This is a genomic window from Streptomyces sp. DF42, from assembly GCF_058267695.1.
Map to the genome: position 1 here is coordinate 8,198,296 of NZ_CM177859.1, position 18,298 is coordinate 8,216,593.

Consider the following 18,298-nt stretch of genomic DNA (forward strand, 5'->3'; position numbering starts at 1 on the left):
GCCGCAGCCACCTGGGCCTCACCCAGCGCATGCTCACTCCTGCACGCCGATGCCGAGACCCGCCCGACCCTGGACACCTACCTCCGCGAGCAATGCAGCACCACGCGCACCGCCGAGCGGCTCTTCACTCACCGCAACACCGTGCTGCGCCGTCTGACCCCCGCCGACGACCTGCTGCCCCGCCCCCTTGCCGACAACGTCACCGCCGTGGCCGCCGCCCCCGAAGTGATCCGCTGGCGCGGTTGACCGGGTGCGTCGTCGGCGAGGGTCGGGAAAGCATCGGCGTGCTTAGAGATAGAGACGTTCGTTGATCTTCAGACCGTTCTCCCGGCAGTAGTTCTCGTAGTGATCGATGAACCAGAACACGTCCACCGTCTCCATCACGCGGTCCTCCTCGTCGAGGAACTCCAGCGGACCGTTGAGCCAGAACATCGTCTTCATCCCGTGCTCGGAGTAGAGGGTATGGCTGCGCCCCGGGCTCTCCCGGACGAAGTCCCCGGGCTTCCCGACCCAGTCGTACTCCAGGTAGCGCCAGCTGCCTTCGAGGACGTAGCCGGAGACCGGGCCACGATGCCGGTGGCGGCCCAGCGTGCCGCCCTCCTGCACCCACAGCACGTTGGCGGCGCTGCTGCCGCGGACATCAAAGGTGAGGTGCTTGATGAACACGTTGGGCACGAACGGCACCCACGGGCTGCTGTCCTCGCTGATGTACCCCTCCTCCAAGGCGTACTTGTCCCGCATGCGGTCCACGCGCGCCTCGGTCGCGACGTACTGCGCCATGATCTCTTCGGACGTAGTCATGTCACCTTGCCTCATTGCCTGGGTGGGTCTGTGGGTGCGAACGTACGGTCCGACCTGCGGCGGGGGCTTGACTGAGGCCGCACGGTTACTTGAACCTGAGCGCACCCACGACCGGGTCCCCGGAAGGTGCGCAGTGAGGTGGCACCGGTATGACGCTCGACTTCTCCACGGCGCCACTCGAAGGCCGAGCTCGGCTCGACTACTGGCGTGAGGTGGTCTGCACGACGTTCGTCCAGTACGAGATGGACGTGCCGCAGCCCACGTCCGCCGGGTTCCGGGGCAGGGTCACGGCCCAGACGCTCGGAGACCTGGGCGTCGCGAGGGTGGTCTCCGACCCCCACACGGTGTTCCGGTCCCCGACGCTGATCCGGAGATCGGGCGAGGACGACCTCCTGGTCAACCTGGCCGTCCAGGGCTGTGTGACGGTCTCGCAGCAGGAGCGGGACGCGGTCTTGCGCCCAGGCGACTTCACCGTCTACGATAGTGCCCGGCCCTGCCGTATCGTCTGCGCCGACCCGTTCGAACTGCTGGTGCTGAAGGTGCCCAGGCCGCTGTTCGACGCGCACTGCCCGCTGGCGCGGGACGCGATGGCGACCATGGTGCCGGGCGACCACGGGGTGGGCGCGCTCTTCGCGCCCTTCTTCCACTCTCTGACCGCCCACTCCGCCGGTCTGTCTCCCGACGCGAGGGCACGCATCGGCGCCACGCTGCTGGAGCTGCTGGCCACAGCTCTGTCCGAGCGAACCGATTCAGGCGCCCGGCTCGGCGTACCCAGAGCAGCCCATATGGACCGCGCCCGCCGGTACATCAACGACCACATCGCCGACCCCGACCTGTCGCCCGCCATGGTCGCCCGAGCGCTGGGAATCTCCGTCCGCTACCTGCACGCGATCTTCAGAGCCGAGGACGCCTCACCGTCTCGCTGGATCCTGCAACGGCGGATCGACAGGGCCGCCGGGCTGCTCGCCGACCCGGGTCGGGCGGGCCGCAGTGTCACGGACATCGCCTACGCCGTCGGCTTCAAGGACGCCTCGCACTTCACCCGCGCCTTCAAGGACCGCCACGGGTTCAGCCCGCGCGAGTACCGCAGAAGACTCGCGGGCTGAGCCAGGTGGGAACGATCGCCGGCCGGCGCTTGCACGGTCGGATGACAGTGATGACCATGGTGGCCACCCGCTGTCAGGCGCTTGCCTCGGCCGCCTCTTCGATCAGGTCGGCGACCGGTCCGGGGTTGGCTTCGACACCCCCGAGCTACCGCGAGGCCCTGCCTTCATGCGCCGACTAGATCGGTTAGCCGGTCGGGTCCGAATTTCAACGGCGACCCCGGTGATGGCCTGGTCGATCCCGGCTGTAAGTTCCGGAGGCAGCAGCGCGGAGCCGACCATCCCGTCGGTGAACCCCTGGGGGCCGGTCTGGGCGGCCACGGTGCGCCGGTAGGTGAACTCGTCGAAGCCAGCCTTGCCGCCGTAGGCGCCTGTGCCGGAGCCTCCCACTCCGCCGGACGGGGCGTTGCTGAGGGAGGCGTGCAGGAGCCCGTCGTTGCGGGTGACACCGCCGGAGGTGGTGTCCTGCAGGAAGCGGCGGAAGTCGTCGCCGTCCTCGCCGTACCAATACGCCGCCAGAGCGGCCGGACGGTCGTTGATGAACGCGATCGCCTCGGCCAGATCGTCGTAGGGGTGGATGGTCACACCGGTCCGAAGATCTCCTCGCGGGTGATCTCCGCGTCGTCGGGGACGTCGATCAGCAGCGTCGGCGGGATCAGGCGCGCCTCGCGGGCTGCGTCCCACAAACCTCGTCCGCCCCCCAAAAAATAGCGGGCAAGCTTGCGCCGCCCCCTCGGCACGACAAAGGGCACAAGCTCGGCCTGGCCCCGAGCGATCACCTGTCGGACACACCCCGCGCACGGACCGTCGGCCGTTCTTCGCCCGGTGCGGCGCTGAAGTAGGGCGTGGCTCAGAACCCAGCGGAGACGTGACGGGTTCGTTGCCGTCGGTTTGCTTTACAGCCCCGCAATGTTGGATTAACTTCCAACATTGGAAGTAGTTCCAAGTATCCGCGAGCCCAACGATGCGAGCCGTGTTACGGAGGTCCGATGACCGACCGATTGAATGTGACGTTTCCTTCGGGGCCGGACGAGTGTCACGCCTGGCTGTACCTGCCCGAGGGCGGGGGTCGGCGCCCCGTGGTGGTCATGGCACACGGTCTCGGTGGGGTCCGCGAGATGCGGCTGGACGCGTACGCCGAGCGTTTCGCCGCCGCCGGCTACGCGTGCCTGGTGTTCGACTACCGGCACTTCGGGGCCAGCGGCGGTCAGCCGCGACAGCTCCTGAGCATCAGACGACAGCTCCAGGACTGGCGGGCCGCCGTGGCGTACGCGCGCTCCCGGCCGGAGACCGATCCCCGGCGCGTGGTGCTGTGGGGCACCTCTTTCGGCGGCGGCCATGTCCTGGCGACAGCCGCCCAGGACCCGGCCGTCGCCGCCGTCATCGCCCAGGGCCTGTTCACCGACGGTGTCGCCTCTGCCCTGGCGATGCGCCCGGACACCTCGGTGAAGGTGATGGCCCGCGCGGTCCGTGACATGGTCGGCGCCCGCCTCGGGCGCCCTCCCGTCATGGTCGCGACGGCGGGGCCGCCCGGATCCGCCGCGTTGATGACCGCTGCGGACGCCGAGCCCGGCTACCTGGCCCTCGTGCCCAACGACGTGCCCTTCTCTAACCAGGTTGCGGCGCGGTTCGCCCTGGACATCCTCCGCTACCGGCCGGGCCGCCGGACCGCGAAGATCGCATGCCCGGTGCTGTTCTGCGTATGCGAGCACGACAGCGTGGCCCCCGCGCGGCCGACCCTGCGCCATGCCCGCAGGGCCCCGCGCGGCGAGATCCGCCTCTACCCCGACGGCCACTTCGACATCTACCTCGGCGAGCCCTTCGAACGCGTTGTCACGGACCAGCTCGCCTTCCTGACGCGGCACGTCCCCATCGGCTCCGCACCCGGTGAAGCCCCGAGACCCACGACACCCTGAAAGAGGTACGAGATGCTCACCTACCCGATTGCGGGGAAGACCGTCTTCATCACCGGCGCAGCCGGAGGCATCGGTGCGGCCACCGCCCGCACGCTGCACTCGCGCGGAGCCAACGTGGTCCTCGCCGACCGGGGCATCGACGCCACATCGGCCCTCGCCCGCGACCTCGGCGGCGACAGGACACTGACGCTGTCGGTGGATGTCACCGACAGCGCCGCACTGGCCGACGCGGTGGACCGTACGGTCGACCGGTTCGGCGGCCTGGATGTCGTCTTCGCCAACGCGGGGATCGCGGCCGATCCGCCGGCGGCGATCGCCACCATCGACCCGGCCATGTTCGAGCGCGTCGTCGAAGTGGACCTGCTGGGCGTCTGGCGCACCGTTCGCGCCGCACTGCCGCACGTCATCGCGGCGCGCGGGCACGTCCTGGTCACCGCTTCGGTGTACGCCTACTTCAACGGTATGACCAACGCCCCCTACGCCATGTCGAAGGCCGGCGTCGAGCAATTCGGCCGCGCCCTGCGCGCCGAACTCGGCATCCACGGCGCCAGCGCCGGGGTCCTCTACCCCGGCTGGGTCCACACGCCCATCGCTGGGGCAGCCTTCGGAAGCAACGACATCACCACCCGCATGCGCGAGATCGCCTTCCCGTCCCTGCTCGGCAAGGCCATCGCCCCCACGCGCGTCGCGGACGCCGTCGTCCGCGGCATCGAGAACCGCTCGGCCCGTGTCATGGTCCCCCGCAGGTGGGTACCGATTTCGGCCCTGCGCGGCGTCCTTAACCCCGTCACCGATCTCATCGCCGAACGCCACCCCGAACTGCGCCGACTCCTGCGCCGACTCGAGGAATCCGCCCGCCCCACAGGCAAGTCCCCGCAGACCGACTCACCGAGGTAGGTTGTCATGACCCGTTACGACCTGGCCGGGCGCACCGTCGTCCTCACTGGCTCCACCGGCGGCCTGGGCGCCGCCCTCGCCCAGGCCCTGCGCGGGCGCGGCGCCAACCTCGCGCTGCTCGACCTCAGCCTCGCGGCCAGCACTGCCCAAGCGCAGGACCTGGGAGACGAAACAGTCGCCCGTGGCTGGCACGCCGACGTACGCGACCTCGCCGGCCTGCAGCAAGCCATGGACGAGGCCGCCTCGCACTTCGGGCGCCTCGACATCGTCATCGCAGGCGCCGGGATCGACACCATGGCCCCGATGGCGACCATCGACCCGTCGGCCTACGAACGTGTCATCGACGTCAACCTCAACGGGGTCTGGCGCACCTTCCGTGCGGCTCTGCCCCACGTCGAGGCCCAACGCGGCTATCTCCTCGCGATCTCCTCCATGGCCGCCTTCGTGCACTCGCCGCTCCAGATCTCCTACACCGCGAGCAAGGCCGGCGTGTGGGCGATGTGCGACAGCCTTCGCCTGGAGGTTCGCCACCTGGGTGTCGGTGTCGGCAGCGCCCACCCCACGTTCTTCCGCACTCCGATGATGGACGACGTGACCGCGGACCCGGCCGGGCACGCCCTCTGGGGCGGCAACTCCAAGGGGTTGTGGAAGATGGTGCCGCTGGAGAAGGTCATCGCCGGTATCGTCCGCGGCATCGAGCGCCGTGCGGACCGCGTCGTCGTCCCCAGGTCCCTCACCCTGACCGCGAACGCTCCCGGTCTGTTCCGGCCGATACTCGAACGTGTCGGTTTCCGCCCTCAGACGGTCCAGCGCGCCCACGGCCTCGCCTCGGCGTCGGGCTGGCACGACCCGGCGGTGCATGAGCGCCACCAGGCCGGTTCCCGCTGAATTCCGGGCTGAAGGAAGCGGCCCAGGGGGTCCGGCCGTTTCAAGCACCACGTAAAGTAGCGGAGACCATGACAATCAAGGTCACACGCACGACACGTCGGGCCGCGGCAACCCGTGCGGCCATCGTCGACGCCGCCGAGGAGCTGCTGGCCTCCGGAGGCCCCGACGCGGTCACCTTGGAAGGCATCGCCGAACGCGCGGATGTCGCCGTGCAGACGGTGTACAACCGCGTGGGCGGCCGCGCGGCCGTTCTCATCGCGGTTGCCGAGCGGGCACTCGAGGACAACCGGACCTACATGGACGACGCCTACGCTGCCCCGGGCACCCCCGTGGAACGCATCAGGGCCGCCTCGGCCGCGTACGTCCGTTTCGCCGCCGAGCGCCCACACCAGTTCCGCCTGCTGGCCGAGCCGCCGGACGAACCCGCGGCCCTGGAACGGGTCGCCGCGCTCGTAGACGAGCAGAACGCCAAACTCGCCGCCGCCCTGGCCGACGGGGTGGCCGACGGCTCGCTCGCCGCCGACCTCGATCCCGTCACCACCGCCACCGCGTTGTGGGCTGCCATGAACGGCGTTCTCGGCCTCTCCTGGCGCGCGGACCGACTCCGCGCTGACGCCTCCCATGTGACGGAACTCGTCGCAGCTGTGGAAAGGGTGGTTCTGCGCGGACTGCTCGCCCGCTGAAGTCCGCCCGGGGCCGTGCCACCGTACGGTGGCCGGCCTGGCTCCCGCCGCGCCGGGACACCACCGCCTGCGGATCGCTCCCCTTCCGGGTGGCGGTATCACCCAGGCTGGAGCACGTCTGCACACGCCGTACGGCACCGTCGAGGTGTCCTGGGCGCTCTCCGGGCGTGATTCACCGTGGAGGCCACGTCGTCCCTCCGAACACCACGGCCGACGTTGTCCTGCCGGACGGCAGGGGCGTCATCGAGGTGGGCTCCGGGAGGCACACGTGGACAGTGGCGCTGGGGGCACACACGGTTGAGCGGGCACCGTTGTCCCTGGACATGACGATGGGGGAACTCATGGACCGCGAAGATGCGGTCCGTGTCTTCAAGGACTTGCTCGTCTCGTACTTCCCGGAGGCCGCAGAGTTCGTCGAGAGCGGCTCCGGAGCTCCGGCCGGACCACCGTACAGGCGATCGCCGGAATGCTGCCCGACGGCGAGAATTTCCTGGCCGACCTGGAAGGGCGGTTCACCACGCTGGCCGCCGGTACCGAAGTCTCCTGAGCTCGAGTGACCGGCTATCCCGTCTGTGCGGAGTCTGACGTCTTTCCCATCGGCTCGCCGGTACGTCCGGCCGCCGTGGCCGATTCCATTGAAAGCCCCCTCGGGGGACAGTGAGGAGCACGACCATGCCCAGCGCCACGTTCGCCCTGATGGATGGGTGGCATCAGGAGTCGGCCCGGACCAACGGCCCCGTGAGCCTCGCGTCGGAACGCGAGGGGTGGACGCGTTCGCCGGCATGTACCAGCCAATGGTGGGAGTCGCCCACCCATGAGGAGGTCGCGGAACTCCGGCCCGGATCGTGGCTCCTGACACCGCAGGGCGCCCCCGAAGACCTTGTCATCCTCGACCTGCACGGGGGCGGCTTCCGGGTCGGATCCGCTGCCGGGGCGCGCTTCCTGGGCGCTCAAGTGGCGCTGGCCGCAGGCGCGCGCGTGCTGCTTCCCGCGCATACCGTCTCGCGCCCGAGAACCCCTTCCCCGCCGGTCTGGATGACTGCCTGGCGGCCTACGACCTGGCCGCCGAGACGGCTCCGAGGATCGTGGTGGCCGGGGAGTGTGTGCGTCCGCGGTTCGGTGACGGTCGGCTCGCCGGCGTGGTCCGCTTGTTCCCCCGGCTTCGGCAGATGCGGGAAGCCCGTGGTGAACGCCGCATGGTCCGCCCGGCTCTGTGGTGACTTGGCAAGCGTCCGGCTTCGCGGCCGCTGTGGCCCACCTGAGTAACAGCGGCCCGCCCGGGCGGGCCCAGCCCGCCGCCGTGCCGGCCCTGACGGCGGTGTGGTACGCCGCGGTCCGGCGGACGGCCGGGGCGTGCGCCGTCTCGCGCGGGAGCTCGTCACGCCGGACCGCTCACGGGTCGCCCGCTCGGCGTAGAGTCGAAAGTGTGGAGTACACGGCCGCCAGCTTTGTGTCCCGGGTCGCCGGCGAGCTCGGACCGAAGGCGGACGAGCTGATCGCCGACGTGGTGCGGTGCCTGCGGCATGAGGTTCCCGAACTGTGGAACGACCCGGATCTCGCCCGTAGGACCTCCGAGGGCGTCACCGAAAACGTCGTCGGCGTGCTGCGGGGCCTGCAATACGGCATCGAGCCGAGCGAGATCGAACCGCCGGCCGCGGAGATGGAACGCGCACGCCGGCTGGCGCGGCGCGGTACGCCCGTCAGTGTGATGCTGCGGGCCTACCGGCTCGGTCAGCGCATCGTCCTCGACAGACTGCTCGCGGAAATGCCGCGACTGACGAAGAATGCGGAGCTGATCAGTGCGGCGTCGCGCTGGCTGCTGGCGACAAGCGGATACGTCGACCACACATCTGAGCAGGGCGTCACGGCGTACCAGGAGGAGCGGGACCGGCGACTGCAGTGGCGGCTGTCCCTGGTGAACGAGGCCGGCAAACGCGTCGGGACCACCCTGGACATCGCTCGCACCACCCAGGAGCTGGCGGATCTCGCCATCGGTCACTTCGCCGACCTCGTCACTGTCGACCTGCTCGACCCCGTGGTCCACGGGGGCGGCAGTCCGGCGGCGGGTCAGCTCGTACTGCACCGGGTTGCCCAGGCGTCGTCGGCGTGGGGCGGTCAGGAGCCGACGATTCGGCTGGGGGAGCGCCACACCTGCCCGGGCGGATCGCCCTCGGCTCGCGCCCTGGCCACCGGTCAGCCGTCCCGGCACACGGCGGCGCCGACCGATCCGGCCGATGCCTTCGTCAGCCACCCCACCCGCTCGATGCTGGTGGTGCCGCTGAGCGCCCGCGGTGCCACCCTTGGTGTCGCGCGGTTTTCCCGTCACAGCAACCCCGACCTGTTCGACGACGAAGACCTGATCCTCGCCCAGGAGATCGCGGCCAGGGCGGCCGTGGCCATCGACAACGCCCGCCGCTACACGCACGCCCATGCCACGGCCGTCACCCTGCAGCGCAGTCTCCTCCCACGTCGTACGGCGGAGCAGTCCGCCGTCGACGTTGCCTGCCGCTACCTGCCCGCCGGTGCCCAGGCCGGTGTGGGCGGCGACTGGTACGACGTCATCCCGCTGTCCGGCGCCCGGGTCGCCCTGGTGGTGGGCGATGTGGTAGGTCACGGTATCCACGCCGCCGCCACGATGGGGCGCCTGCGGAGCGCGGTCCGTACCCTCGCCGACATCGACCTGCCTCCCGAGGAACTGCTGACACATCTGGACGACGTCGTCATTCGGCTGTCCTCCGAAGTCTCGGCCGACCCGGACGTGGAAGCGCCCGGGGACATCGGTGCCACATGTCTGTACGCCGTCTACGATCCCGTGGACGGCCGCTGTTACCTGGCACGCGCGGGCCACGTGCTGCCCGCCGTGGTGACCGGCGACGCAACCGTCGAGCTCCTCGATCTCCCGCCCGGCCCGCCGCTGGGCCTGGGGGGCCTGCCGTTCGAGGCGGCGGAGGTCGACCTGCCCGAAGGCAGCCTCCTCGCCCTGTACACCGACGGCCTGGTCGAAGCCCGCGACCGCGATATCGAGGCAGGCCTCACCCTCCTGCGCCACGCTCTGGCCCAGCCCTGCGCCTCGCTGGAGGCCGCGTGCGACACCGTGCTCGAAGCCCTGCTGCCCGCAGGCCGAGCCGACGACGACGTCGCCCTGCTGCTGGCCCGCACCCGCGCCCTCGGGGACACCCAGGTCGCAGCCTGGGACGTGGACGCCGACCCGGCAGCCGTCACCCGAGCCCGTTCGAATGCTGCCCGGCAGCTGACCGCCTGGGGACTGGAGGAACTCGACTTCACCACCGAACTGGTGGTCAGCGAACTGGTCACCAACGCCATCCGCTACGGTCGGCCTCCCATCCGCCTGCGGCTCATCCGTGACCGCTCCCTGCTGTGTGAAGTGTCCGACGCCAGCAGCACCACGCCCCACCTGCGCCGGGCCCGGGTCTTCGACGAGGGAGGACGCGGCCTGTTTCTCGTCGCCCAGCTTGCCGAGCGCTGGGGAACGCGCCATGCCAGGCAAGGCAAGACGGTCTGGGCCGAGCTGGGCGAGGAGAACCCCGCCGAGGCCGAGGGCTAGGAGCGTGGGTCAGTAACGGGCAATTGGCCGGTCGGTCGTGATCGGGGTGATTGAGCTCTTTCAGCGTTGCCGCTCCGGCGTGAGGACGGCAGCGGCAATTGACGTCATTCGATTCGGGCTGCAGCGGGACCGGCGGAAGATGCGCCAGGACTTCAGCCGTGCGACGCCGCGCTCGACCGGGGCCCGGGCTGCGGACAGCGCGCGGTTGACGGTTTGCTGGGTCGGTGTGAGCTCGCGGCCCGGCGGGCGCCTGAGGGGTGTCGTCACCCATGAGCCAGCTCCCATGTAAGCCCGGTCAGCGAGGACTGGGACGCCTTGGCGTTCGCAGATCCGGATGATCCGGTGGTTGCGCGCCGCCGTCAGGTCGTGGGCGCGGCCGGGGAGTGCGGGTGAGATCCACAGCAGCTGGCAGTCTGGATCAGTGACCATCTGCACGTTCACCCCGTGTCGGCGGTGTTTGTGGGAATAGTCGGCTCGGCTGTCGCCGACCCGGTCGCACTCCGCGAGGGTGCCGTCCAGCAGGACGTACTCCGGGTCGGCTTCACGCAGGGCACGGAGCAGGCCGGGCCCGGTCGGCGAGCAGATCGATGACAGAGGCCGTGTAGGCGTGGGCGGTGCCGACGGATATGCCGAACCCGGCCGCGATCTGCGCCAGAGTGTCGTGCCGACGCAGGTACACCAGACCGACCAGGGCACGTTGGTGCGGCGGGAGTTTGCAGCGGCGGTCACCCTCGCGGGTGACGATGAGCATGGTGACGGTGACCCACTCGGCCAGGGCGTGAGGCAGGTCGAGCGCGGCAGAATACGGAACCAACGCGGCTCCTGTGCCTTTGGGTTGAGACTTCGAACACCTCCCCCAACGGCACGGGAGCCTCGTGCGTTGCGCACACCACCAGCGTCACCCGATCAGTGGCCGAGCTGAAAACGCTCCTTACCTTCTTGGCGGGTCCGTTCCGCTCATTCGTACGATCGGGAGGCCCAGAGGTGCCGGGTGTGGCTCAAAAAGCTCATGCCGATGATGTGGCTTTCAGTGATTGGCCGCCCGGCGCCCCGCGACGACACGGCCACTCATTGGGATGCGCGAACCTCATCGCTTCGTAAGGACACGTCGGCGTGGTCGTCTGCCGGGACCAGGAACACGGATCCTCGAGGAGGCACGAGTGCCGCAACTGTGGGCGGGAACGGACGCGGGCAAGAGCGAGCATCACTGCACGGTGATCGATGCCGAAGGCGAGCGAAGGCTGTCACGGCGGGTGGCCAACGATGAGACGGCCCTGCTCGAGCTGCTCGGCGATGTCCTCGAGTTGAGCGAAGGCGAGCCGGTGACCTGGGCCATCGATTTGAACGCGGGCGGTGCCGCACTGCTGATCGCGCTGCTGGCCGCCCATGGACAGAAAGTCCTCTACATCCCGGGCCGGACCGTCCACCACGCCTCCGGCTCCTACCGGGGCGACGGCAAGACGGACGCCAAGGACGCCTACGTCATCGCCGACCAGGCCCGCATGCGCCGCGACCTGCACCCTCTGCAGGAACAGGACGAGATCGCCGTCGACCTGCGGATCCTCACCGCCCGCCGCTACGACCTCACCGCCGACCGCACCCGCGCGATCAACCGCCTTCGCGCCCAACTCCTGGAGTACTTCCCCGCGCTGGAACGCGCCTTCAACTACAGCACCTCCAAGGCCGCGCTCATCCTGCTGACCGGCTACCAGACGCCGACGGCCCTGCGCCGGATCGGCCAGACCCGCCTGGCCGGCTGGCTGTCGAACCGCAAGGTGCGAAACGCCCAGACGGTGGCGGTCACCGCGCTGGAGGCGGCACAGGCCCAGCACACGGTGATTCCCGGCGAAAGGACCGCGGCAGCCATGGTCCGCACCCTGGCCGCCGCGGTGATGGCCCTGGACGAAGAGATCGCCCACACCGACACCTTGATTGAGGCGCGGTTCCGCGAGCACGCGCACGCTGCGGCTATCACCAGCCTGCCGGGCATGGGCAGACTCCTCGGCGCCGAATTCATCGCCTGCACCGGCGGCGACCTGGACGCCATCGGCAGCTCCCGTCGCCTGGCCGGCATCGCCGGCCTGGCCCCTGTTCCCAAGGACTCAGGACGCATCAGCGGCAACATGCGCCGGCCGCACCGCTACCACCGCCGCCTCCTGCGTGTCTTCTACCTGTCCGCCCAGGTCGCCGCCCGGTGCTGTCCGACGTCCAGGACCTTCTACGAGCGCAAGAGGAGCGAGGGCAAGTCGCACAAGCAGGCTGTCCTCGCCCTCGCCCGGCGCCGCCTCGACGTCTTGTGGGCCCTCATACGCGACCAGCGGACCTTCACCGTCGAGCCACCTCAACGTGGCCCCGCAGCGGCATAACGCGGTCACCGTCCGCTACCGCAGCCCTTGACAAACCTGATTGGGAATCACTGACAGGCGGGGTCTCGGACTGCATTGGTTGACCGCCTCGTCCGCCATACCGAATGGTCTACCTCAAAGGCGACGGCCACCGCGTGCGAGGCCACTACCTCAGACGGGTTCTCGTCGTGGACATCGGGGAATGAATAACGTCAAGTGGCCTACTGGGGCCGGTGTTCACGCGTTCGTCAGGAGAGGCCGCCGAAAGAGCCTGAGACGGACGCGCAAGTGGGAGGGGGCGGCATTGGCGGCAGTGCACGTGCTTGCGAGACACACGATCCCACAAGTGCCTGCGCGTAGTCCTGTTGCCGTACCCCGTGCCCGCCGGCTTCCTGTCGTCCCGAAGCCGGTTAGCGGCGAGGCTTTCTCCTCCTGGGTAGATCGTGTTGCGGGCACGCTGAGCGCTCCTCCCGGCCGGGCTGCCCACGCACTGGGGTTGGAGTGTTCCGAAGGCGCGGCAATCACTCGGCCCGTGTTTTTCGGAGTCATTCTCACCCCTGAGAGCCTCAGCGGCCTGCGCGATGCGACAGGGTTGCCGGTCCGAACGCTTCAGGCCATGCAGCTCGCCCGGTATGACGGGACCGCACTCGACTTCGCGGGCCTGGAGCCGAGCGACCGGACGTCGATGCGGCTTGTCGCTCTTCGTGAATGGATGTTGACCACGTCAAGTCGGGCCTGCCCGTGCTGCCTTGCAGAGAGACCGGTATGGCCGCTGTGGTGGCGTCTTGGGATCGCGGCAGTATGCCCCGTCCACCGTTGCCTGCTGATCGATCTCTGCCCCACGTGCGGCATCCGGCTCAGGCGCGGCAACCACAGCAACCAACGTGGCCTGCTCTCGCGGCCTCCGCTGCCTGGTCCCGGTGAATGCGGCAAATCGTCCACCTGGCGGGCCGTCAGCCCGTGGTGGTCGCCGCGGCGGACTGTGCCCGCAGCAGTACAAGGACATGCCGACAGTAGCCGTGAACGACTCCTTAGCTGTTCTCCAGCTGCGGGTACTTGCCATCGCAGACGGAGCTGAAGGGTCCGTGGCAGGTACGTCTGTCTCCTCGAGCGAATGGTTTGCTTCCCTACGACTGCTGACAGCCATGGCCCGTCTCGCCTCTGATGAGACCGATGTCTCCGTCTTCCCGGGCTACATGGCCCAAGCGGTGGCAGAAGACCGTCGACGGCGCCAGGCCATCCGCAGCGGTAGTGCGAGTCACCTCGGAGCAATGCCTGCAACAGCCGCTCACGCCATGGCCTATTTGGCGCTGGCTTCCGCTGTCCTCGATGCCCCGAACTTCGAGAGCGGTGCACAAGTACTGGCTCCATGGGCCCGGCGCCTGGCGGACCTGCAACGGGCCGCCGGTGTCGGAGACCGGCTTCGCAAGATGCGCCGCCCCACCGTCATCAACGAAATGATGGCTGCCGTTGCTCCTCGTTCCTCACGTGTTGTCGGCGCCCTCACAGCCGTCAGACCAGTGGGAATCAGTCCCTGTCACGTTCCTCATCTCACTGATGCTGCGGACTACAGCGAGCTGGTTGCCGCGCATCTGCCCGGAACCAGTCCGTTGTGGGGAAGGCGGTTCACCGCCCTGGCCCTGGCCCGCCCGGCGGGCGCATCCAGTTGGCCGCGCGCCACGGAGGTATTGGACATGGACGGCGGCAAGGCCATACGTGCCGCCACCAAGGCTGTCCGGCGAATCTCCGACGCGGACGCGTTCTGGGAGTCGGTGACGCTGGTGGCGGAACGTCTTCAGGAACGCGGGCTGGTCGACTATGCCGCCCGCAGAGCTGCTTTTGCAGACCTGTGTGAACTCCCCGCGGGCGTACTCACGCCTGTCTTCCGTCCCCTTGGGATGTCCGTCACTCCTCAGCGACGGCGCCACGCTGCGGCCTGGATCTGGCAGCGCTTCACCAGTGGTGATCCGCACGAGGCGCCCGCCTACAGGCAGGAATGGGGTAACGCCACGGCGGAATCGATACGCGTGGGCTGGTGGCGCTTCCAAACCCGTCTGCCCCCGCAAGCCGCTACTGCCCTCGTTGTCTGGGGGACGACCCACCTTTCCGACAAGGGGATCTCATGAGCCCACGGCGAAGACGCACGCTTCGACCGGTGCGCGCCGCTCCCGACCGAACTTTCCTCCAGTACTACGACCCCTGCGGCACGGAACGCCTCATCCCTGCCTCCCAGGCTGCCGCAGTGACCTTCGAGGACGCACTCCCCGCCCGCAAGATCCCCTCTCATGCAGGACAACACCACACCCCCGGCCACTACTGGTCGGCGACGACAGACCGGATGATCGACTACGAGTCGTACCTGGAGTCGAAATGGATGAAGCTGCTCGACTTCGCCCCTGAGGTGGTTTCATTCAGCGCCCAGCCCTTCACCATCGACGGCCACGATACTGAGGGCCCCTGGCGGCACACGCCAGATCTTTTCGCTCGTCGGCGCGACGGCTCGGTGCTGCTGCTGGACGTGAAGGAAGACGGGCGTATGGCAGTGCCCGCCGTTATCTGCCAGGCCCGTCGGACAGCCGAGCTGTGCCAGCGGATCGGCTGGGACTACGCCATGGTGGGCGAACCCGATGCGCTGCGCTGGGCCATCGTTTCCTGGCTCGCCGGCTACCGCCGGCCCCTGTTGGCCGGGAAGGCTCTCGTCGATCGCCTGCTAATACTCGCCCAAAGATCCGTGGCCATTGGCGACTTGGTGAGCTTCCAGCCCGTGCCCGAACTCGCGCGGTCCGTGATCTACCACCTCATGTGGCACCACCGGCTTGCCTTCGACCAGACCCGCCCTCTGCGCGATCACACCCATGTGCGAGCCGCAGACCTACGGAGTCCCGCATGAGCAGCCACCGGCTCGCCGTCACCGACTGGATCGAGTTCGAGGAGGAACGGCACCAGGTCGCGGGGCTCGACGGTGCCACCGTGCGCCTGCGGTCGGAGAACGGCCGCGCGCAGACCATCATGCTGTCGGTCCTGCTCGCTGACAGCAGCTTCCGTGCGGCGGTCGAACCGCCGCCCACGGCACTGATGGATGCCGATGCCCACCCCGATCCAGCCGGCGTCCTGGCAAGCCTGGACAAAGCTGTGAAGGACGCCGCACTGAAACTAGAGGCCCATCTACTGGAGGCCATGACGGGCTACCGCTCCGGTGACCCGCTCAGCGCTGCCGCGGACGAGCCCCGCCCGCAATACGATCCTGCGCTCCCCCAAGTCGTCCGTGTTCAGGCCAAGGCACAGGAGCTCGGCGTGACGGAACGGTGGATGTGGAAGCTGTGGGCACGGCGCGCGGAGAACGGTCTCTGGGGGCTCGTGGACAAGCGCAAGGCCCGCGTGCCAAACCCCTTGAGGAACCTCGATCCACGTGTGGTCCAGGCCATTCGCGATCAGGCGGCCGCCGAACGCGCTGACAGCTCCGCGACCATCGGCAACCGCTTCTACCGGCGTACTCAGAACCGTCTCGATGCCGACCACGGCGCCGGTGCCGTTGCGCTGCCGAGCCGGGACATCTTACGACGCGCGGTCGCCCACTTGCTGGACATCAGCCCCTCTGCCCCGGCCTACCAGCGGTCCTCGGCCGCGAACCAGCCCGACCGGCCCTTCGGCAACGTCATCGCCACCCGCCCCGGCGAAGTGGTCATGCTCGACACCACCCCGCTCGACGTCCTCGCCTACGACCCCGGTACCACGAGCACGATCCGCGTGGAACTCACCATCGCCCTCGACGTGGCCACCCGTTCCCTCCTGGCTTGGCGGCTCACGCCCGAGGGGACCAAGGCCATCGACATCGGTCTGTTGCTGGCCGACGTCATGACGCCGGAAATGATGCGACCCGGCTGGTCTGATGCCCTGCGCTATCAGATGCTCCGCGTCCCATACGAGCGGCTGCTGACCGTGGACGAGCGTCTGGCCGAGGCCGCCGCTCGGCCGGTCATCTACCCCGAGACGCTGCTCTACGACCACGGCAAGCCCTACAAGTCCGACGTTGTCTGGCGCGCCTGCACCCGCTGGAAGATCGACCTTCAGGACGCGCGCAAGCTCAAACCCACTGACAAGCCGAACGTGGAAAGACTCTTCAAGACCATCCGCGAGCAATTCGCCGAGCACGTAGCCGGCTACAAGGGCTTCAACGTCGCACACCGCGGCCGCACTGCCGAAGAGCAGGCCCGGTGGACCATCGACGAACTCACCGAGTTCTTCGCGGAGTACGTCATCGCCGTCTACCAGCGCAGACATCATCGCGGGCTCACCCTGCACGGCTTCCCAGACCTGCGCGTCTCCCCGAACGAGGCGTACGCCATGGCGCTCGGCTCGGCTGGCTACGTGGACTGTCCCCGCGAAGCCAACGTGTACTTCGAGCTGCTGCCGATTGCCAAGCGCGTAATCCACCCCTACGGGGTCGAGCTGAACCACCTGACGTACAACGCCGACATCCTGTACCGCTACCGGAAGGCCAAGGCTCCCTACCCCGGCGAACTGTGGCCCATCCGCTATGACCCGCGGAACCTGCTGCACGCCTACTTTCTTGATCCCTCCGACGGCCGCTGGCACGTACTGCGCTGGACGCATGCGCTCGGAGAGCACCAGCCGTTCACCGACATCACGCTGCGGGAGGCGAAACGGCTCATCACCTTGCGCGGCCGTGCACCCGAGGACCAAGAAGCGGTAGCTCAGGCTCTGACCGACCTGCAGAACCGCACAGACGCGCCTGAGACCTGGACCGCTGCCGACCGCAAGCGTCACACGCGGGACGCACACCGAGGGGCGGCGCAGAGCCGCGACGTGCAGCGCGACGACGCACCCGTCAACAACCACCCTCCGCTGACCGCCGTGCCCGACGCTGCGGACGAGGAAACAGAGCCCGGCGAATGGGGCGACCTCGACTTGAGCAAGGTCAGGGCCGCAGATGTCTGGGACCCCGACGCGATCTAGGAGCCTGTGTGAGCACCTTCCGACACCCCGGCCTAGCCGAACCCCGCAATAAGGAGGAATGGCGGCGCTACCGCGATAGTCGCGCCCCCGAGCAGCCCGTCATGCCGCCGTACGAGGAGTACTTGAAGCTGTCGGATGACGGCAAGGACGACCTCAATGAGGATCGCGACAACTATCACAGTGCGCTCACGATCATCGACACTTCCCAGGTCAAGCGTCTGCACTACCTGATGGGACGCAGGATGAAGGCCAACGCCCGGCGGGCTGCGGGGGCCAGAGCCGGCCTTGTCTTCGACGGCCCTCCCACTGTCGGCAAGTCCACCCTCGTCAAGTTGTTTGCCGCCCGCTATGAGAGGCGGCTGCGCCGCAAGCACCCGGAGCGGTTTCAAGACGGCTATGAATCCAACGGGATGATCATCGACTACACACCCGTCGTCTATCTCAGCATTCCGGCCAGAGCCACGCCCAAGGACCTCTCGGTACTGTTGGCCGACTACCTCGGCATGGTGCAACGCGGCCGGGATACGCAGACCGACATCACCAACCACGTGCTCTCCGTCCTGTCGGACGTCGGCACGGAGCTCGTGATCATTGATGATGTGCACTTCTTGGACATGTCCGCAAAAGAGGGCCGAGTGGTCAACGATCACTTGAAATACATCGCCAACGAAACCGCGGCAACGTTCGTCTACACCGGCGTCGACCTTGAGAAATCCGGACTGTTCCTCGAAGGCCAGGCGGCCTCGCGGGCCACCCAAACCTCAGGACGAAACACTCGCTACCCGGTCCGCAAGTTCGGATGTAAAATTGCTCAGGAAAAGCTCGAATGGGCGGAGACCGTCAAAGCACTGGAGGACACTCTCGTGCTGTACAGGCACAGGCCTGGCCAACTCGTGAAGCTGTGTTCCTACTTCTACGACCGCACCGATGGCAGCATCTGTGCCCTCACCGATCTGTTCCGTGAATCCGCAATCGAAGCCGTCATGAGCGGGGAGGAAGCGATCACACGCAAGCTCATGGACCGCATCGAGATTAGCGAATACGCCCAGGCCACGTACCGGAGAGTCGTACAGCAGCGCCGCCAGAAAGCCGCAGTAGGATCGAAGGTGGCGGCAAGTTAAAC

18 protein-coding genes and 1 pseudogene are annotated in these 18,298 nt (G+C 68.3%); 15 read left to right on the plus strand and 4 right to left on the minus strand.

Going from position 1 to position 18,298, the window contains the following annotated elements; translation table 11 throughout:
• The first annotated feature begins 69 nt into the window (after positions 1 to 69).
• Positions 70 to 246, plus strand: coding sequence for a helix-turn-helix domain-containing protein (locus tag ACYUED_RS37615; RefSeq protein ID WP_189786291.1), 177 nt, complete (start codon positions 70 to 72; stop codon positions 244 to 246).
• 42 nt (positions 247 to 288) lie between these two features.
• Here ACYUED_RS37615 and ACYUED_RS37620 read toward each other — a convergent pair whose 3' ends face one another.
• Positions 289 to 801 carry a 2,4'-dihydroxyacetophenone dioxygenase family protein gene (locus ACYUED_RS37620; RefSeq protein ID WP_046915892.1) on the minus strand — a complete coding sequence of 171 codons (513 nt, stop codon included), beginning with the start codon at positions 799 to 801 and terminating at the stop codon, positions 289 to 291.
• 149 nt (positions 802 to 950) lie between these two features.
• Between ACYUED_RS37620 and ACYUED_RS37625 the strand changes: the two genes are divergently transcribed.
• Positions 951 to 1,907, plus strand: coding sequence for an AraC-like ligand-binding domain-containing protein (locus ACYUED_RS37625; protein ID WP_491288941.1), 957 nt, complete (start codon positions 951 to 953; stop codon positions 1,905 to 1,907).
• 102 nt (positions 1,908 to 2,009) lie between these two features.
• Here ACYUED_RS37625 and ACYUED_RS37630 read toward each other — a convergent pair whose 3' ends face one another.
• Entirely contained in the window at positions 2,010 to 2,489 is a 480-nt protein-coding gene (locus tag ACYUED_RS37630; RefSeq protein WP_046915891.1) for an aldehyde dehydrogenase family protein, read from the minus strand.
• Positions 2,486 to 2,683, minus strand: a complete 198-nt coding sequence (locus ACYUED_RS37635) for an aldehyde dehydrogenase family protein (RefSeq protein ID WP_107082347.1) — start codon at positions 2,681 to 2,683, stop codon at positions 2,486 to 2,488. Before ACYUED_RS37635 ends, ACYUED_RS37630 begins: the two co-directional genes overlap by 4 nt.
• 210 nt (positions 2,684 to 2,893) lie before the next feature.
• Here ACYUED_RS37635 and ACYUED_RS37640 point away from each other — a divergent pair, with 210 nt between their 5' ends.
• The 7 genes from ACYUED_RS37640 to ACYUED_RS37670 all read left to right on the plus strand — a co-directional run bounded on the left by ACYUED_RS37640 (position 2,894) and on the right by ACYUED_RS37670 (position 9,853).
• Positions 2,894 to 3,820 (plus strand): alpha/beta hydrolase, encoded by a 927-nt coding sequence (locus ACYUED_RS37640; protein ID WP_046915890.1) that lies wholly within the window; start codon positions 2,894 to 2,896, stop codon positions 3,818 to 3,820.
• A 12-nt stretch (positions 3,821 to 3,832) separates the two neighbouring features.
• Positions 3,833 to 4,717, plus strand: coding sequence for a short-chain dehydrogenase/reductase (locus ACYUED_RS37645; RefSeq protein WP_046915889.1), 885 nt, complete (start codon positions 3,833 to 3,835; stop codon positions 4,715 to 4,717).
• Positions 4,718 to 4,723: 6 nt separating this feature from the next.
• Complete coding sequence (locus ACYUED_RS37650) at positions 4,724 to 5,605, plus strand: SDR family NAD(P)-dependent oxidoreductase (protein WP_046915888.1); 882 nt, start codon at positions 4,724 to 4,726, stop codon at positions 5,603 to 5,605.
• 68 nt (positions 5,606 to 5,673) lie between these two features.
• The gene (locus ACYUED_RS37655) at positions 5,674 to 6,288 is read left to right on the plus strand and encodes a TetR/AcrR family transcriptional regulator (protein ID WP_046915887.1); all 615 of its coding nucleotides are present in this window, start codon (positions 5,674 to 5,676) and stop codon (positions 6,286 to 6,288) included.
• A 28-nt stretch (positions 6,289 to 6,316) separates the two neighbouring features.
• A complete protein-coding gene (locus tag ACYUED_RS37660) occupies positions 6,317 to 6,589 on the plus strand; it encodes an alpha-L-rhamnosidase C-terminal domain-containing protein (RefSeq protein WP_199813412.1) in 273 nt (90 codons plus the stop codon).
• Between the two features lie 544 nt (positions 6,590 to 7,133).
• Complete coding sequence (locus ACYUED_RS37665) at positions 7,134 to 7,508, plus strand: alpha/beta hydrolase fold domain-containing protein (protein ID WP_233443827.1); 375 nt, start codon at positions 7,134 to 7,136, stop codon at positions 7,506 to 7,508.
• A gap of 206 nt (positions 7,509 to 7,714) precedes the next feature.
• A complete protein-coding gene (locus ACYUED_RS37670; RefSeq protein WP_046915886.1) occupies positions 7,715 to 9,853 on the plus strand; it encodes an ATP-binding SpoIIE family protein phosphatase in 2,139 nt (712 codons plus the stop codon).
• 60 nt (positions 9,854 to 9,913) lie between these two features.
• On the opposite strand, the pseudogene ACYUED_RS37675 reads toward ACYUED_RS37670, so the two are convergent.
• Positions 9,914 to 10,667, minus strand: a pseudogene (locus tag ACYUED_RS37675) (transposase).
• 346 nt (positions 10,668 to 11,013) lie between these two features.
• Here ACYUED_RS37675 and ACYUED_RS37680 point away from each other — a divergent pair.
• From ACYUED_RS37680 to ACYUED_RS37705, 6 genes are all read left to right on the plus strand, one after another.
• Positions 11,014 to 12,219: an IS110 family RNA-guided transposase gene (locus tag ACYUED_RS37680; RefSeq protein WP_491288942.1), complete on the plus strand. Its 1,206-nt coding sequence runs from the start codon at positions 11,014 to 11,016 to the stop codon at positions 12,217 to 12,219.
• Positions 12,220 to 12,400: 181 nt separating this feature from the next.
• On the plus strand, positions 12,401 to 13,276 hold the full coding sequence (locus ACYUED_RS37685; RefSeq protein WP_491288943.1) for a TniQ family protein: 876 nt from the start codon (positions 12,401 to 12,403) through the stop codon (positions 13,274 to 13,276).
• Positions 13,277 to 13,469: 193 nt separating this feature from the next.
• A complete protein-coding gene (locus ACYUED_RS37690) occupies positions 13,470 to 14,324 on the plus strand; it encodes a hypothetical protein (RefSeq protein ID WP_491288944.1) in 855 nt (284 codons plus the stop codon).
• Positions 14,321 to 15,088: a TnsA-like heteromeric transposase endonuclease subunit gene (locus ACYUED_RS37695; RefSeq protein ID WP_491288945.1), complete on the plus strand. Its 768-nt coding sequence runs from the start codon at positions 14,321 to 14,323 to the stop codon at positions 15,086 to 15,088. The genes ACYUED_RS37690 and ACYUED_RS37695 overlap by 4 nt, the downstream gene beginning before the upstream one ends.
• A gap of 80 nt (positions 15,089 to 15,168) precedes the next feature.
• On the plus strand, positions 15,169 to 17,175 hold the full coding sequence (locus ACYUED_RS37700; RefSeq protein ID WP_491288946.1) for a transposase: 2,007 nt from the start codon (positions 15,169 to 15,171) through the stop codon (positions 17,173 to 17,175).
• A gap of 8 nt (positions 17,176 to 17,183) precedes the next feature.
• Positions 17,184 to 18,296, plus strand: a complete 1,113-nt coding sequence (locus ACYUED_RS37705; protein ID WP_491288947.1) for a TniB family NTP-binding protein — start codon at positions 17,184 to 17,186, stop codon at positions 18,294 to 18,296.
• Positions 18,297 to 18,298: the final 2 nt, after the last annotated feature.

Bases quoted from the DNA above. Each gene is read 5' to 3' on its own strand.
- ACYUED_RS37620 (WP_046915892.1), bottom strand. From the start codon at position 801: ATGACTACGTCCGAAGAGATCATGGCGCAGTACGTCGCGACCGAGGCG.
- ACYUED_RS37645 (WP_046915889.1), top strand. From the start codon at position 3,833: ATGCTCACCTACCCGATTGCGGGGAAGACCGTCTTCATCACCGGCGCA.
- ACYUED_RS37690 (WP_491288944.1), top strand. From the start codon at position 13,470: ATGCCTGCAACAGCCGCTCACGCCATGGCCTATTTGGCGCTGGCTTCC.
- ACYUED_RS37695 (WP_491288945.1), top strand. From the start codon at position 14,321: ATGAGCCCACGGCGAAGACGCACGCTTCGACCGGTGCGCGCCGCTCCC.
- ACYUED_RS37640 (WP_046915890.1), top strand. From the start codon at position 2,894: ATGACCGACCGATTGAATGTGACGTTTCCTTCGGGGCCGGACGAGTGT.
- ACYUED_RS37655 (WP_046915887.1), top strand. From the start codon at position 5,674: ATGACAATCAAGGTCACACGCACGACACGTCGGGCCGCGGCAACCCGT.
- ACYUED_RS37650 (WP_046915888.1), top strand. From the start codon at position 4,724: ATGACCCGTTACGACCTGGCCGGGCGCACCGTCGTCCTCACTGGCTCC.
- ACYUED_RS37625 (WP_491288941.1), top strand. From the start codon at position 951: ATGACGCTCGACTTCTCCACGGCGCCACTCGAAGGCCGAGCTCGGCTC.
- ACYUED_RS37685 (WP_491288943.1), top strand. From the start codon at position 12,401: ATGAATAACGTCAAGTGGCCTACTGGGGCCGGTGTTCACGCGTTCGTC.